The 15,688-nt window shown below is 39.3% G+C and carries 20 protein-coding genes; 16 read left to right on the forward strand and 4 right to left on the reverse strand.

The features are described 5' to 3' along the window. The 12 genes from PHV30_09335 to PHV30_09390 all read left to right on the forward strand — a co-directional run. Positions 1–663: hypothetical protein (locus tag PHV30_09335; protein ID MDD5457223.1), on the forward strand; the 663-nt coding region annotated here is incomplete at its 5' end. Positions 664–680: 17 nt separating this feature from the next. Beyond that, positions 681–1,979, forward strand: coding sequence for a flagellar M-ring protein FliF C-terminal domain-containing protein (locus PHV30_09340; protein MDD5457224.1), 1,299 nt, complete (start codon positions 681–683; stop codon positions 1,977–1,979). An 11-nt stretch (positions 1,980–1,990) separates the two neighbouring features. Further along, positions 1,991–2,995, forward strand: a complete 1,005-nt coding sequence (locus tag PHV30_09345; protein MDD5457225.1) for a FliG C-terminal domain-containing protein — start codon at positions 1,991–1,993, stop codon at positions 2,993–2,995. Next, the gene (locus PHV30_09350) at positions 2,979–3,791 is read left to right on the forward strand and encodes a MotA/TolQ/ExbB proton channel family protein (protein ID MDD5457226.1); all 813 of its coding nucleotides are present in this window, start codon (positions 2,979–2,981) and stop codon (positions 3,789–3,791) included. The genes PHV30_09345 and PHV30_09350 overlap by 17 nt, the downstream gene beginning before the upstream one ends. Then, complete coding sequence (locus PHV30_09355) at positions 3,769–4,545, forward strand: flagellar motor protein MotB (protein ID MDD5457227.1); 777 nt, start codon at positions 3,769–3,771, stop codon at positions 4,543–4,545. The genes PHV30_09350 and PHV30_09355 overlap by 23 nt, the downstream gene beginning before the upstream one ends. Before the next feature lie 10 nt (positions 4,546–4,555). Next, positions 4,556–5,131, forward strand: coding sequence for a hypothetical protein (locus PHV30_09360; GenBank protein MDD5457228.1), 576 nt, complete (start codon positions 4,556–4,558; stop codon positions 5,129–5,131). Then, positions 5,115–6,278 carry a hypothetical protein gene (locus tag PHV30_09365; GenBank protein ID MDD5457229.1) on the forward strand — a complete coding sequence of 388 codons (1,164 nt, stop codon included), beginning with the start codon at positions 5,115–5,117 and terminating at the stop codon, positions 6,276–6,278. Before PHV30_09360 ends, PHV30_09365 begins: the two co-directional genes overlap by 17 nt. Further along, a complete protein-coding gene (locus PHV30_09370) occupies positions 6,275–7,564 on the forward strand; it encodes a hypothetical protein (GenBank protein MDD5457230.1) in 1,290 nt (429 codons plus the stop codon). Before PHV30_09365 ends, PHV30_09370 begins: the two co-directional genes overlap by 4 nt. Beyond that, a complete protein-coding gene (locus tag PHV30_09375) occupies positions 7,561–7,887 on the forward strand; it encodes a hypothetical protein (GenBank protein MDD5457231.1) in 327 nt (108 codons plus the stop codon). The genes PHV30_09370 and PHV30_09375 overlap by 4 nt, the downstream gene beginning before the upstream one ends. Before the next feature lie 14 nt (positions 7,888–7,901). Further along, entirely contained in the window at positions 7,902–8,276 is a 375-nt protein-coding gene (locus PHV30_09380) for a hypothetical protein (protein ID MDD5457232.1), read from the forward strand. Positions 8,277–8,292: 16 nt separating this feature from the next. Next, positions 8,293–8,628: a hypothetical protein gene (locus PHV30_09385; protein MDD5457233.1), complete on the forward strand. Its 336-nt coding sequence runs from the start codon at positions 8,293–8,295 to the stop codon at positions 8,626–8,628. 1 nt (position 8,629) lies between these two features. Further along, entirely contained in the window at positions 8,630–10,084 is a 1,455-nt protein-coding gene (locus PHV30_09390) for a hypothetical protein (protein MDD5457234.1), read from the forward strand. Positions 10,085–10,086: 2 nt separating this feature from the next. Here the strand turns inward: PHV30_09390 and PHV30_09395 are convergent, their stop codons facing one another. Beyond that, a complete protein-coding gene (locus PHV30_09395; protein ID MDD5457235.1) occupies positions 10,087–10,503 on the reverse strand; it encodes a hypothetical protein in 417 nt (138 codons plus the stop codon). A gap of 147 nt (positions 10,504–10,650) precedes the next feature. Between PHV30_09395 and PHV30_09400 the strand changes: the two genes are divergently transcribed. The 3 genes from PHV30_09400 to PHV30_09410 are packed head-to-tail and all read left to right on the forward strand — an operon-like array spanning position 10,651 to position 12,067. Beyond that, positions 10,651–11,358, forward strand: coding sequence for a prepilin peptidase (locus PHV30_09400; protein MDD5457236.1), 708 nt, complete (start codon positions 10,651–10,653; stop codon positions 11,356–11,358). 2 nt (positions 11,359–11,360) lie between these two features. Then, complete coding sequence (locus PHV30_09405) at positions 11,361–11,765, forward strand: prepilin-type N-terminal cleavage/methylation domain-containing protein (GenBank protein ID MDD5457237.1); 405 nt, start codon at positions 11,361–11,363, stop codon at positions 11,763–11,765. Further along, positions 11,765–12,067, forward strand: a complete 303-nt coding sequence (locus PHV30_09410) for a hypothetical protein (GenBank protein MDD5457238.1) — start codon at positions 11,765–11,767, stop codon at positions 12,065–12,067. The genes PHV30_09405 and PHV30_09410 overlap by 1 nt, the downstream gene beginning before the upstream one ends. Here the strand turns inward: PHV30_09410 and PHV30_09415 are convergent. The 3 genes from PHV30_09415 to nadC all read right to left on the reverse strand — a co-directional run bounded on the left by PHV30_09415 (position 12,038) and on the right by nadC (position 14,863). Then, the gene (locus PHV30_09415; GenBank protein MDD5457239.1) at positions 12,038–12,934 is read right to left on the reverse strand and encodes an ROK family protein; all 897 of its coding nucleotides are present in this window, start codon (positions 12,932–12,934) and stop codon (positions 12,038–12,040) included. The two genes, PHV30_09410 and PHV30_09415, sit on opposite strands and share 30 nt — an antisense overlap. A gap of 123 nt (positions 12,935–13,057) precedes the next feature. Next, on the reverse strand, positions 13,058–13,981 hold the full coding sequence (locus PHV30_09420) for a methionyl-tRNA formyltransferase (GenBank protein MDD5457240.1): 924 nt from the start codon (positions 13,979–13,981) through the stop codon (positions 13,058–13,060). A 3-nt stretch (positions 13,982–13,984) separates the two neighbouring features. Beyond that, positions 13,985–14,863, reverse strand: a complete 879-nt coding sequence (nadC, locus tag PHV30_09425; GenBank protein MDD5457241.1) for a carboxylating nicotinate-nucleotide diphosphorylase — start codon at positions 14,861–14,863, stop codon at positions 13,985–13,987. Positions 14,864–14,974: 111 nt separating this feature from the next. Between nadC and PHV30_09430 the strand changes: the two genes are divergently transcribed. Then, complete coding sequence (locus PHV30_09430; protein ID MDD5457242.1) at positions 14,975–15,397, forward strand: PaaI family thioesterase; 423 nt, start codon at positions 14,975–14,977, stop codon at positions 15,395–15,397. Positions 15,398–15,688 lie beyond the last annotated feature (291 nt).

Genomic DNA, 15,688 nt, shown 5'->3' on the forward strand with positions numbered 1-15,688 from the left:
GCAGTATTGGGTATCAGCGGACAAAAAGACGGGCTCAGCCTGGAAAACAGCAAGTGGCTGGTGGATACCAGCCTGCAGAAAATAAGTTATTCTATGACCTTTGCCGACTGGGGAGTGAATCTCGGATTTATGCGGCTGGCAGATGATTCCGGTTTTAATTGGACTTCAGCTACAGGTACTTCCAACGGCACAGCTTACTATAGTGAAAATATGGCAATGCTTGCTCTGGGGCGAGAAGCTTTTGGCCTTTACTGGGGAGCTGTCTATAAAAATTTTTCCAAGACTGCGGTTGATGAAAAATCATTTGGGAATGCCGATATAGGAATTCTTTACGACAGCCGGTCTTTCTGGAAATTTGGCGCAAAATGCAATAATATTTTAGCAGCTAGTGAAAAAAACGATAAAACGGTTTATTATGAAATAGGCATGGAATTTCGTTTAAGTCAGCTGTTTACTCAAATAGAAATGCTTGGCAACCTGAATAAATATCGTTTTTCCGCCGGTTATCAAAATGACTGGCTGCTCCTAAATAGCGGTCTTGACGAAGATAATAATTTTTCAGCCGGTATTCGGCTTAACATCTGGAGCCTGATACTGGAATACGCATTTAAAAATATGGATATAGGAAACGTCAGTCGTTTCGGACTGGTATTACAATTGTGAGTATGCAAAGGAATGCCATGAAACCTGTAAAGGAAATGGATAAAAATCAACGAAATTTTCTTTTACTATTATTGTTTTTCTTTTGTGTTTCTCTGGCCGGTTTATGGACTGCTTTTATTGTTTCCAACTTTGAAAAGCCGGACTATATCCGCAAACAGGAATTTTTTCAGAAGAACGCCACCAAAATTCTGGATAAGATGCTGGGGCATAATAATTATATAGTTAATATTTCTCTGCAGTATGCGGAGGTTCAAAAAAGAACTTATTCGGTTCAGTATGTTCCGAGAGACATTACCGAAAGATACCAGTATGCTTCCACCGAACAAAAAAAAGAGAATACCTCAGAAGACCGTGCGCAGCAGGAGCAGGCCGATAAAAGCCAGGAAGGGCGGGATGCTTTTATCAACAAAGCTTATCGCCTGGATAAACCGGAAGTAAAAACCGATAAACCTGTTGAAACTCCTGAAGTATTGGGTAATAAAAGTGATCCTTATGAAAAATTGCCAGGTCTGGCACCCCGCAACAGCAAGGGGCATATAGAGCAGTTGCCAGGGTTTCCCAAAGTAAATCCTTATAATATTGAAAATAAAGCCAAAGGCCAGAATTCTTCCGCCACGGTTGTGCCGGCCAAGCTGGATAGCAATGGTCAGCTGATAATGCCCCAGCAGGATACCAGTGAAAAAGAAGGCAGAGCAGCCGAAGGTTATAAAAACAAACTGAGTGATAACACAAAAAAGCAGAGCGACTTCGGTATTGAAAAAAATGACAACCGAATATATACCAAGCAGCTGATTAATGAAAGCAAGGAAACTGTAATTATCCCGGAAAGCAAGATTGAACGTTTGCATGTGAGTCTGGTGCTGAATAAAGATCGGCTCAAGGAACTTGATATAACCAAAGAAGAAATGGCCAGCTTCATACAGTCCGTAGTTGGTTACACACCGGAACGCGGGGATAAATTTTATATTATCTCTTATTCGTTCAAAGGATTGGGGTACACTCTTAAAAAAAATATCTCCCTTTTTTCTAATTTAGTTTATACTTACAGGTTGTTTTTTATCATAGTACTGGGTGTCCCCTTATTCTGTTATTTAATTTTTATTCTTACCCGCTATATTTTGAAATATCGCCGGGAGCAGCAGCGCAGACAGCACGAACTGGAAATACAACAGCTATTTAAACAGGAAAAGGATGTGCAAACCAAGGCGGATAAACAGCAGGAAGAAATCATCGGTCTGGCTAAAGCCAAACCCGAGGAATTTGCTAAAACCTTGATAGACTGGATAGAAAAAATGGAGCCGCAGGGTTCTGAATAAGGCAAAGAGGTATGACTGAGATTATGCAGGAAACAAAATCTAATCCTAATCTGGAGAAAGCGGCGGTCTTACTGCTGGCCATTGAGAATATGGCCCCGGGAATTACAATAAAAATAATCAATACACTTGGCGAAGAGAAGGCCAAGCCACTGTTGGAGCAAATTGCAAAAACCGGCAGGATCAATAATGAAAAGAGAGTGGAAGTAATTAACGATTTTTACAGTATTGCCCTGGATAAGCAATATGTGTTTGGCGGTTTGGATGTATCCAGCAAACTCTTAAAAGAATCCTTTGGTATTAATAAAGCTAATGAGTTTTTTAAGAACAAAAAAGACAAATTTCGCTTTCTGGAAGATGTGCCCTTATCAGAATTAAAAGAATTCCTGCTCAAGGAAACAGACCAGATGAAAATCTTTGTTTTTAATTATTTATCTCCCAGAAAAGCAGCGGAACTGCTGGAAGGAATGGATGATGAGAGTTTTGCTTTAAAAATCATGAACAATCTGGAGCTTCCCAATGCGGTATTGCTTTATGATTTTGAGGTAGAACTGGCCGCCCATTTCAATGCCCTGAGAGAACAAAGCACCCTTGGTGCCGGTGAATATCTGCAGAAACTGGCAGCGATAATGGAATTTTTACCGGAAAACAAGCGTGAACAGATTTTATCCAAATATACAGGGGTAAATGAAGAATTTGCTAATAAACTCAGAACGCTTATTTTTACCTTTGAGGATTTTAATGATATTAGTGATCAGGTTTTCCAGACTATCTTGTTCGAAATATCAGATTTCCGGCTGATTGCTTATTCCCGTTTAAATACTACTGCCGTTCTGGCGGAAAAAATTAACCGTTGTCTGACGGAGCGAACCCGTACCATTGTCGATTCCGAAAGTATAGGGTTGGAAAAGAAAATTTCAGCCGAACAAATTGAAGATGCCAAGAGGAAGATTGTAGGAATTGCCAGAAAATTGGAACAAAAAGGAGGGATCAAATTAACCCATGAACCAGAAAAATAAAAGTTTTTACAACAGTTATCCGGACCCGACAACTATTTTAGGCGTAATAGCGGGAATATTGGTTTTGCTTATGGCCATAGGCTTGGACAGGGGCTTGAAGTTTTTTATTCAGAAGGAAGCCATTGTGATAGTTTTCGGCGGAACGCTGGCTGCATCATTGGTCCATTTTCCCTTAACCCAGATTTTTAAAATGCTGGGCCGTCTTAAAGTAATTTTTTTAACCCGCAAGGCTGTGCCTGAAAGAGTTATTGATCAGCTTGTAGAAATATCTCAAACTATAAAAGCAGAAGGTAAAATGGCCATTGTTAAGGACCTGGATAATATCAGTGATCCTTTTCTAAAGCACGGAATACAGCTGATTGCTGATAAAGTTCCTACCGAACAGGTAAGCGAGTTGTTGCGAGATGAGATCCAGGCCACCATTAACCGCCATTATCTGGGACAGGTATATTTTGATGTAATGGCCAAGTATGCACCGGGCTTTGGACTTTTAGGCACTTTAATCGGACTTATAATGCTGCTGCAAAATTTAAAAGAGCCAGAAACCATAGGCCCCAATATGGGCATGGCCATGGTCGCTACCTTTTACGGAGTGCTGCTGGCCAATCTGGTTTTTACACCATTAGCCGGCCGACTGGAAATTTTAAGTGATGAGGAAGCTATGGTTAAGGAAATGATCCTGGTGGGCATCATTGCCATTTCCAGGGAAGACGCCCCTTTGATCGTAAAGGAAAAGATGCTTATATATTTGTCGAGAGCAGAACGAAAAAAATATGATAGAACGAAGAAGAAATAAAAGCAGTAAAGAAGTTTTGTTCCTGACTTCTTTCAGCGATATGGTATCGCTGCTTATGGCTTTTTTTATTCTGATGTTTTCTATGTCTACGTTGGATACGGTAAAATTTCAACAGCTTTCTGTATCTTTTTCCAATATTTTTAATTCCAAGATGAAAGAAGCCATGCTCCAGAAATATGAGGAAGAAGAACGGATTTTAAAAAAAATATATACCGAGCTGCAATATTATATTGAAAAAGAAAAGCTGCAGAACGATGTATCTGTTAAAATCGAGGAACATTCTATCGTTATGGACCTGGGTAGCAAGCTGCTTTTCCCGGTGGCTGAGGCCAAATTGAAAGAGGAAGCCAAACTAATTCTGGCTGAATTTGTCCAGTATTTCAGACAGGTAAAAAATGCCAATATTGTTGTTGAGGGTCACACGGATGATATCCCTATCAAGACATTAAATTTTGAGTCTAACTGGGAACTGTCCGCAGCAAGGGCTGCCAGCGTGGTACGTTTTTTGGCGGAGAATGGAATTAAAGAAGAGAATTGTTATATAATAGGTTATAACCAGTACCGCCCGCTGGTTGCCAATACAAGTGAGGAGACCAGGGCAAAAAATCGCCGGGTAAGAATAATTTTCAAGCCGGTTGTGGGGGATGTTAAGGACGACGGGAAAATAGACTTCAATGCCATCATGAATACAGATACCGGTACTCAGATACTGGACGTTACAAAAAGCGTCCAGGATTCGGTAAACAGCAGATAGGGAGACAAGGTTGGTAACAGATAAAAAAAATGAAACCCAGATAGAAGAAACAATAAAGCGCGTTGGTCTGCGGCTTAGCGATTTGATTTCCACCAAACTCAAAATTTTGTTCAACTGTAAGTTTGTTGAAAAAAAACTTGTGACTTATGAAACTATTCAGCAGCTGGATAGAAAATTTTATACATTTACACTGCTGCATAATAAGAAACAGCCCATTATGCAGATAATGGATACCAACATTATTTATATTCTGACCAATAGAATACTGGGCGGTGAAGGAATAGTGGAGGTTCGGCGGTTTAAGGAATTATTTACTTTTTCGGAAAATTATTTCGGCAGATTTTTTATCGACTGGATTATTGAGGCATTTGCCAATAACGGATTGGACCTGAGCCTGGATAAAATTGCCGACAGTCCCAAGTATTATCATTTGTACCTGCCGGAAGAAAAAATTATGCAGTTTGTTTTCGAGATCTATATAGGTCCGCAAAATATCGGTATGTATTATATTTGTTTTGATCCTGCGCTGGACCTGAAAAAAGAAAGCGTTGAACATAAGGAGCTCCCGGTTGAAACTAAAAATTAGCTTATTTTTTGTTCTGGTTTTTGCCGCGACGGCTGCGGCTCTTAATTATGGTGACGGCTTTATGTATCCACGGTTAAGCAAAAATCTCAAAGAATATTATGAGATTAATTTGAGCTATGCCTATTTTTCACAGAGCAATACTTATAAATTATTTGATTCGGCTCAGTTTTTGTACAATTTTACGGATGACCTCAGTTTTGCCTTGCAAAAAAAATATGTGTCAGACAAATTAACCATGGAATTGCAGTACCGATACCTGCTGGACGTTGATTGGGGCGAGATAGGCCTGGGCATCAGAAATCTGGGCATGAATTTTGCCGACACCAATTCTCCCTATCCCCAGGAGTACGCTATTTACGGGTTTGACTTCAATAATATCAAAATTAACCTGGGCCTGGAGAGGGTTATAAATAACGGTTCCGATCTTTTTGTTGTCTTTGGGGGAGCTGAAACTAAAATCATGGAAAATGTAAATCTCTATACGTTTTATGATTATGGTATTATTGGGGCGGGACTGGGGTTCCCCTGGTCAGACCAGATAAGGGTTAATGTTTCCGCATATGGGATGTCGCCGGGTGTTACCGTCGGTGATTACAAAGTACTGGAACTGGGATTTACACTTCTAAACTTCGGCAAAAGCGGAAAAGCAGTCGAACAAAATGTTTATGCCGGGAACAAACTGACCTCAGAGGCTTTGACCCGTCTGAAAAATCAGGAAAAACAGATAAATAATGTCACCGCCAAAATCAATGCTATGGAGTATTTGTATTCTGAACAATTTCAGAAAAAACTGGTAAACGAGATTGTTCAGCAGAAAATAGTTGAGCAGAACTTGCGCGAGGATCAGACGCTGCTGCTGAAAACCACACTTAAACATATTCAGAAAGGTCTGGAGTATTATTATCTTCACGATCTGGAAAAAGCTTACCAGGAATACAAAATGGCCAATTCTCTGTATCCCAATATGCCGGTTATTCATGAAAGTCTGGGTTCCATATATTACAAGCTTGGCCATTTTGACCAGGCCAAAGAGGAATGGTTGCTCACTTTGTCTCTAGAGCCGGAAAATCAGGAAGCCAGAACGCAATTGGAGAATTTGAAAAAGGAACACCCGGAATTGTTCCAGGTTGGAGAGAGTAAAAAGTGAGAAACAAAATTTTATTCATGATAATGCTTTTAACCATGATTTCCTATAGCGCTGTATTTAACAGAGTTAATACAGTTATCAATACTCCGGCGGCGCTCCCGGGCGTTATCGGACAGTTTGAACTGGGCCTGTCCTACGCGCCTTATTACTTGAGCGGAATCGCTTACTGGGAAGATGATTATTACCTGAATTACAGTCTGACGGATTTTTTGATGCTGGGTATTACCAGAATCAATGCCAATGATGTGGCCGGAAATATACAGTTGCTGCTGGCCAAAGATTTGTTCATGCCCAACCTGAACCTGGCTTTTGGTGTGGATAATATCATGGCCAAGGACAAAGCCTCTACATTCGATACGCTTAATGAAAAATATATCAACAATATGAGCGTTTATGCTGTGACTACCTATCGTATGGATCAATGGGAGCTAAGTGCGGGTCTTGGTGAGGGTCGTCTGGCAAATTTTTATAATCCTTACACACTGCTCCTGAGCAATTTATTTTATTCGGTTTCTTATTATTTTTCCAAAGCCGGAAAAAATACCGGCAGGATAAGTTTTGAATATGACAGCCGCGATTTTAATCTGGGCCTGGTCTTTCCTGTTACCGATCAGTTGACCTTTAAACTGGCACTTACGCAGTTGCCTTTCAGAAGTGGAAATAATCCTAATTACGGAGATATTCCTTTTGAAAATGTAACCATCGGCCTGGATTTTAAGATGAATTTTTTTACGTTTTACGGCGAAGAGTACAACCGGTTTTCCAATAAAATAAAGGATATTGATGAAAAAAGCGGTATTATCGGTGAAAAATATCAGGGTGCTCTGGCCAATGCCGGCAAAGCCGACAAAATTGTGCAGGACCTTACAGCCGATAAAGATAAACTGCATGCCCAGCTTACTACACTGATCAGGGAATTACAGAAAGAAAAGGATCAGCTGAAAAGCGAGGTCAATGCCTTGCGTGATGTCATTGAGGCTGAAGGTTTTAAAAACGTACAGACTCTCAAGGAAGACATTATGAAACACTATTATAGGGCCCTGCAGTACTATTATGATGAAAGATATTTTGACGCCATAGAAGAGCTGACCAAAGCCAAGATGCTGAACCCAAATATTCCGGAAATTTACACCCGTCTTGGTTCTATTTATTGGTCGCTGGGTTTGAAAGAAGAATCACTGGAGAATTGGAGGAAAGCTTATGAGCTGGACAAAGACAATGAAAGTTTGAATAATTTCTTAAAAACGAATAATATTGATCTAGGGAAAAAGGAGGAGAAAAAATGAAAAATGTAAAAAGGTTTTGTGCGTTATTAATTCTACTGGGCACAGTTTTCGCTGATGAGGTGCAGAGTGCCGGAGGAGTTGGCTTTGCCAGCATATCTCTGTCATTCAAAGACCTGCTTGTAAAGTGGGGCGTATCTTTAGGCTGGATAGTTGTAGCCTCAATAGGTTTTGCTTTTGGCGTGGGAGTATCTATAAAGGTATTTGATTTATTGACCAAGGATATCAACGAATGGGAAGAAGTAAAAAAAATGAACTGGGTAGTGGGTATGATTCTTACTGCTCTTATAGTGATGATCGGCCTCATTATCATTAAAATTTTATAAAGCAGGCAAAAATTATGTACAAAATAACGAGATTAATATTTTTTCTTTTTTTGATGACAGTGATCGCTTACCCCATTATGATCACAGATTCATTATCCAGGGGAAAGTTTTATCAGGTTAAATTTAAAATGACAGGGGAGAAAAGCACTTCCAGGTATGTAGGCCTTTATACTCAGAAAACTCTGGATGCCGACTTGTTTATCTATGACGAAAACGATAAGCTGCTGGGAAAATTTTCAGGAACAGCCGGCAAATATCCCAGTGAGTTTATGTTCCCCGGAAATGGTATATATTCGGCAAAAGTTGTTGCTTTTAGCGGTGACGGTCCTTTTTTAATGTTGATTTCGGATAGGGATGAGCTAAAAAAAATATTAAAGGATGTTAAATAACAAAAATCATTGAAAAATGGCCATAACCCCAGTAGAATTATCAGCATTGACCAATCAGAGGTCAGACTTGTCCAAGGTCGCGGGGGATGATTTTTTAAAAATACAGCAGCAGCAGTTGGCTAATATTACGGAACAACAGGCTGAGGACCATAAGTACGAAACCAAAGAAATCGACACCTCTGAAGACATTAATGTAGATCCGGAAATAAACAGGAACAGAAAAGAAGAAGCGCAGCGGGAAAAAAAGAAAAAGCAGGAAGAACTTCCAGATGAAATGGAAGAAGATATTAATGTAGAGTATGCGCCTTATCAGGATCCGGATGTGGGTAAAGCGCTGGATTGGAGTGGGTAAAATGAAATGTAATGTCGGTATAATACTTCTCTTAAGCTTTTTATTTGCGGCAGACCTTAATTTTTCAGCAAAAGATATAATGATGGGAGATAAAAAAGCCGGTGAAGTGTATTATAACGGACAGGTTATCATGCGCCTGATTTCTAAAGGGGAATATCAGTCCCCCTATGCGCGGGCTCAGATTATTGCCGCCAGGATGAATGAAAATGTAAAAAGTTTGAACGACCTGAAACGCATTACATTTACCTATCCTTTGGATATTTATACTGCGTCTATTGATAGAAAAAAATTGTTTGCGGTTTATGCTGATGAAGTTGCTTTGAATAATTCTACTCCCGAAGGATTGATGAGCGATTGGATGAATAATCTGAAAAAGGCGATGATACCTGAACAGCAAAAAGCCGCGGTTGCCAAAGAAGCAGTTGCCGGGAGTTCGACTGGATTAAAAAAGGTAGAAGTTAAAGATGCTCCTGTCAAGAAAGTTGAGGTTACCAAGGCTAAAGCTCAGGATACAAAAGTCTTGGAAATGAAAGAGCGCAGCGAAGATGCTGTGGAGAATATTTTAAAAGATAACACAACTTCCAATATCACAGGAAATGAGGAAAAAATATCGGTAACCGTTAAGCAGGCGGTTGAACCGGAAGCGGTTGTAAAAGAAAAAAGCGCTTCCAAAAAAGAAAAAAAGAAGTCGCAAAAAAGTAGTAATGGACCTGCTGTAAATTTAGGGATAATGCCCATTGTTTTCTTTCTTATCGATCTGGGGGTCAGTGTATTCCTGTTACTTCTGTATTTTCGCATGAAAAAGCAGATAGGAGATTTCAGTAAAATAGATAATACCGACAAACTGGAAGAACTGGAAAACTCCGTAAGCGTACTGATTAAAGAGTTGCAGGAAACTTCAGACAAAGTGACAGAAAAAACAAAAACAGCAATTAATGAACTGGAAAATAAAATAAAAGAAGTAAAAAGCACACCTGCTCCGGCTACTGCGCCTATTAAACCAGAACCTGTAAAAGTTTCCGAGCCTCCTAAAGTGGAAAAGCCTGCTCCGGCTATGCCAGAAGTTGAAGTAAAAGAAGCTCTGCCTGAACCGCCTAAAGAAGAACCAAAGATAGAAGAACCTAAAAATGAAGAGCCAAAGCAGGAAGCTTCCAAACCTGTTGCTGAGGATAAAACCATAGCCGAACAGCTGGCTGAAGAAATTGAAAAACAAAGTGTTGAAGAAGAACAAAACAAAGAGCCAGAAACCGAGGCCAAAAAAGTAAGTATAGAATTCCCGCCGGACATAGACCCGGATATAAAGGTTGAAATAGAAAATATAGTTGGCAATGAAGCCTTGAGCCGGAATGAAAAAGTGGTGCAACTAGCCTCAATAAATATATTTGAGGATGAGATTGCTAAATATCTGGGATTAGGTGTCGGAGAAGTTCAGCTTATTCTGCAGCTTAATAAATAAATTTATACCGCTACGCTGATCGAGCCGTCGATTCTGGAATCTTTGTGTTTTTCATCCTGGGTCATGTTCATAAGGCCCATATTGTCGTTATTCAGATTGTTTACGTTTATTGAACCGTTAAGCATGCCACCTACCATTTCCTGCATTTTTTTAATACGGTCAGCTTCACTTAATTGCATGCCGCCTTGCATCCCAACCATTTTTTCAAGTTTATCCAATAATTTTTCAGCTTCTCCGGCCATGTTGGAATTGAGTTCCTTCAGCATATCAATCTTTGCCCTTATTTCCGCTATATTACCGCTGGATTTAATCAGGTCTTTAAGCATTTTTAAAACATCTTCAAGAATTTTTTTTGCTTTTTCTTCTTTTTCCTGCAGGATCCTGTCAATTGATCGTGCGCCATCTATTTTCTCAGACATGTTGCCACCTTTCCAAAGGTTAATTTTTCAAAAGGGGAAACATATGAAGCAAGAGGTAGTAGAAGATGCCTCATATTCCCCCCCAATAAAGTTTATCGTAGAAAATGTAGCATAACTTGTATTAATTTTTTCTGATATAATTTAATTATGAATGTTCCTGATATTATATTATTTTTTGTTCTTGGAGCTGTTTTAGGCAGTTTTATCAATATGGCGGTTTATCGTCTTTTACAAAATAAATCGCTTTTTGCCAGCAGGTCTTATTGCGATCACTGCGAACAAAAGCTGGGACTAACTGATTTAATTCCCATTCTTGGATTTGTATTAAATAAGGGGCGTTGTCGTTTCTGCCAAAAAATGCTTTCCTGGTATTATCCCTGGATTGAATTCGGGTTCGGATTACTAACTTTATATATATTCAGTCAGTACCACTTAAGCCTGCTTTTTATTTTATGGCTGATTTTTTTCTTGCTGCTGATTATTATTACGCTCACGGATTTTCTGGCTATGCAGGTCTATAATCAGACTCTGTATCCTTTATTATTAATAGCGCTGCTCCTTTCTTTTATTTCGGGCAATTTTTTTTGGCAAATAATATCCGCGGCAAGTTTAACTCTGATTATTTTTTTAAGCGCGTTTATCCTTGGAAGATTTTTAAAAAAAGAAGCTATGGGTGACGGAGATTATTTTATACTTTTCAGTATGACCTTGCTCTTAAGCCTGGAAAAGACTGTCCTTTTATTATTTTTGTCGTCATTTATCGGCATTCTTCTATCATTGGTTCTGAAAAAGAAAACACTGCCGTTTGTTCCGCTTTTAAGTTGTACTTTTCTAATCCTTTTTATCTGGAGATAATTTTGAAAAAAGCTTTTTCTTTAATCGAGATGATAATCGGCCTTAGCATAATCTGTCTAATTATGACAGTTGGACTTCTGGGTTATAAGGAAATATTATTTTCCATGAGCCTGGACAATGAATCCATACTTTTAAAAAAATATCTGGAACAAAGCCGGGAATTTGCTTACAGCTATAAAACTAAAGTTTATTGGACATTAGAACCTGAAAGCTATGAACTGAAAACAGAAGCGGGTGAGGTGCTAAAAAAACATACCATACCGCGAAGGATAAGCGTTAATGGAAAACCTTTTCATTTTACAGTAAACCTTACACCATCAGAAGGACAAACAATCATCCTGCAACTGGACAAAAAGCAAAAGAAAATTATTATTGATCCGGTTACGGGACGTATAAGGATGATCTGATGGGTAGGCATAAAGGATTTATTCTTTTGGAGTTTTTGTTCTCCTTTTTTGTGCTGGCAACTTTTTTACTTATCTATATCGGAGTGCAGACAAATCTCTCCGGCATGGATAAAGTACTAAAAAAAGAAAAGGAACAACTAACCGGTTTAAGAGTGCGATATTTAAAAGCCATGACTTATCCGCTTAATGAATTGTATAACGATCCTTCTTATTTAATCTGGCAGACACCGAGCGGTCAATATCAGATAACGGTCAGAGATAGTATGCTGGATTCAGGCCTTTTTGTTCAGCGTAGAAATTAGGCGTACAGCCCCATAGACAACGGCATAATCTTTCAGCGCCGATAGCTTGATGGTGGGTTTGGCCAGTGCCCTGGCGTTGGCAACAGGTTTTATTTTTTTCAGCATATAATCACCCACGGATTCCATCACTCCTCCGCCCAGAATAATTGCTTCGGGATCCAGGATGTTTACTACATTACCTGTAACTTCGCCAATATAACCCGAAACTTTTTTCAGGACATTTTTTACTGTTTTGTTGTTTTTACCCAGTTGTTCTTTAAGAAAGGAACTTTTAATTATCGAGTCAAAATGGAAACCATTTTTTTCCAGATAACGCTGTATTCCAAGTTTGGAAGCCAGTGCTTCAAAACAGCCAGTTTCCCCACAATTGCAAAGCGGACCGTTTAGCTTGATTTTCATGTGCCCGATTTCTCCGGCTATATGATGATGGCCATGATAAAGTTTGTTATCCAGAATAATAGCACCACCAATGCCTGTACCGATAAAAATACCTACAACATTGCGGTAGGATGCAGCGGCGCCGGCCCAGTGCTCTCCCAGTAGCCCCATGTTTACATCATTACCAATGGCTACCGGAATTTTAAATTCTTTTTCCAGCAACTGTTTCATGGGGAAATCTTTAAATGGCAGGTTGGGACTGAAAACCACAACACCCGTATCTTTATTAATATTTCCGGGCATGCCGATACCGATACCCCCAATTTTGCGGTCACCCATGAGGTTGCGGCAAACATTTTTTATCTGTTCCAGAATGATTTCCGCACTGTCCTGTCCCTGCGTTTTTTCTTTGAAAGATTGAATGATGGTTTTTTCATCAACCAGACACCCCAGTATTTTTGTTCCGCCGATATCAAGCCCTATATACATTTATTTATCCTTTTCTATATATTTTTTTGTCATACTGAGCCAGACGAAGTAGGACAAAAAATATTAATCACCCTTCGTCAAGCTCAGGGTGACATGCGTTTCACGATTCACTCTTCACTTAAATTATTCCCAGGTAGCGAATTTTTCGCCGATTTGTACTTTCTCGTATTCTATAAAATCGTTTCCTGAAAGTAAATATTTTTTGCCGCAGGTCAGAATTTTCAGGATTACTCCTCCATTGCCCGATTTTATAAGCGGCCCTTCTGCGGAAAAGCTTACTATTGTTCCGGGCTCATCATTGCTTTCATAGTTGGTGGCGCTGCCGTCATATATGGCTAATACTGTGTTTTTGTATTGGGTATATGAACCTGTATAGGGATTTAGTGCTCTTATGTGATTAACAATTTTTTGGCTGGTCCAATCCCAATGAATAAAACAGTCCTGAACCTGTAATTTCGGCGCTTTAGGGAAATTCCCTTGCAGTTGAGGCTGGCGCGGCAATTCTTCGCCGGACTGGATATGTGTTAACAATTTTTCCAGCAGATCAATCGCTACAATTTCCTGCTTGGCTATAACCATCCCACAGGTGTCATCAGGATGGATCGGCACTTTTTCCTGATAAATAATTTCTCCGGAATCAAAATTTTCTGTGATGAAATGTAACGTTACTCCTGTATATTCCTCTCCATTGGCTATGCACCAGAAATAAGGATTATTGCCCCGATAATAGGGCAGATAGGAGGGATGCATATTTATCGCATATCTGGCGCTTTCATAAATTTCCGGGCTGAGTTTCTGATCAAAGGTAAAAACCAGCAGTAAATCAGGTTTAATTACATGTTTTACCAGGTCAATAAATTGCGGATTATTAATTTTTTCGTAAGAATATACGGGAATGTTATGATCTTTGCAAATTAAATTTATAGTCTCAATATCCTGCGAGTAAAACTGGTTGAGCACAACCCCGTCCGGTATTTGCTTAAGTAAAATCAATTTTTTTAAGGCTTTAACGGCAAATTGCGTGATCCCGAACAGGAGAATTTTCATGTTTTAGACAATCAGCACTTCATCTAGCAAGAGAGACAAGTCCAGAACAGGTGCGGAATGGGTAATTTTACCTATGCTAATGCGGTCTGGTCTTAAACGAGCAATTTTTACTACGTTTTTTAGTTCTACATTTCCTGATACTTCAATGGAAGTCAGAGGCGCTATTTTCCTTATAAGCTCTATAGCCTCCTGCATCAAAAGCAGTGGCATATTGTCCAGCAATATTTCATCCACTCCCAGAGAACAGGCTTCTTTAACCTGTTCCAGATTTTCCGTTTCCACCTGGATAAAAAAATCCGAACGTTTTTGCAGTTTGGGATACTCCGGAGAGTTTTTGATTTTTTTTATGGCTTTAGTAATACTGCCTGCGGCTTTGATATGGTTTTCTTTAATCAGAATAGCTGCGTATAGCCCCATTCTGTGGTTAACTCCGCCGCCATCCAGTACGGCTTTTTTCTCCAGTTTGCGCATTCCCGGCAAAGTTTTGCGTGTATCAAGAATTTTGCAGCCGTAATTAGATGTTTTCATAACGAATTTATTGGTATAAGTGGCAATTCCGCTTAAGTGTTGCAGAAAGTTGAGTATAATCCGTTCATAACTGAGAATTTCAATTGTCGAACCCTTGAGTTTAAGTATGGTTTCTCCTTTGGTTGCGAATTCTCCGTCTTTACGTAGGATTTGGAAAGAAACTGATGTATATTTCTGCAAAATATAATCTGCTACCATCATACCGCTTATAACCCCATCTGCCTTGGCTATTATATTACCTTCAGACATTTGCCCGGGATTGATGGTAAGATTGGAGGTAATATCACCTTCACCCAGATCTTCCTTGATGGCCAGTTCCACAATAGTTTTTAAATGGTCAGATATGCCGTTCATGTTCCATAGTTTAACCCGAAAGTATGTAAAAGGTAAAATAAAATGTTATAATTTAGGACCATCATACACTACCAAGGACTATTGATCAGAATGTTTTGAAAGGAGTAAGACATGAACGAAGAGATGAAAAAAGTAAAAGAACATTTTAAAAATGATCATTTTGCGACTTCTATTGGAGTCAAGATAATGGATTTGAACAAAGGGTACTGCAAGGCGAAAATGGAAATTGAACCACGCCATCTGAATAGCGTTGGCACCGTACAGGGAGGAGCCATGTTTACTCTGGCCGACCTGGCTTTTGCCGTAGCTTCCAACGCGCATGGCAACGTAGCCTTAGCCATCAGTACCAATATGTCATTTGTCAAAGCAGTTTCCAGCGGTACTCTCTATGCTGAGGCCAGAGAAGAATCCATTAATCCTAAAATTTCTACCTATCACGTAAAAGTAACCAATGAAAATGACGACTTGATAGCTATTTTCCAGGGTATGGCTTATAGAAAAAGGGATCTGATCAGCGATTTTTTCAAAAAATAATATTAGGTTATTTCACCGGAAACAATTTTATTAACTGTATATTTTTTAGACAATAACATTATTTCCCCCAGAGCTCTGAGCTCCGAGCAACCACGCTTGCGTGGTGATTGAGCATTATGCCGGCATAATTGGCAAACCTATTGCATTATTATAAGCAGAAACTAAAAAAAGCAGCGCTGCAAAAAAATTTTAAATAGAGAAAGGAAGGAGATGGTTTATATGTCACTAATTAAGTATCAGCCCTATACAGATCTGGACATTATGGATAGAGGTTTATCGAGGTTTTTTGAT

It is taken from the genome of Candidatus Margulisiibacteriota bacterium, from assembly GCA_028715625.1.
Lineage (GTDB): Bacteria > Margulisbacteria > Riflemargulisbacteria > GWF2-35-9 > GWF2-35-9 > JAQURL01.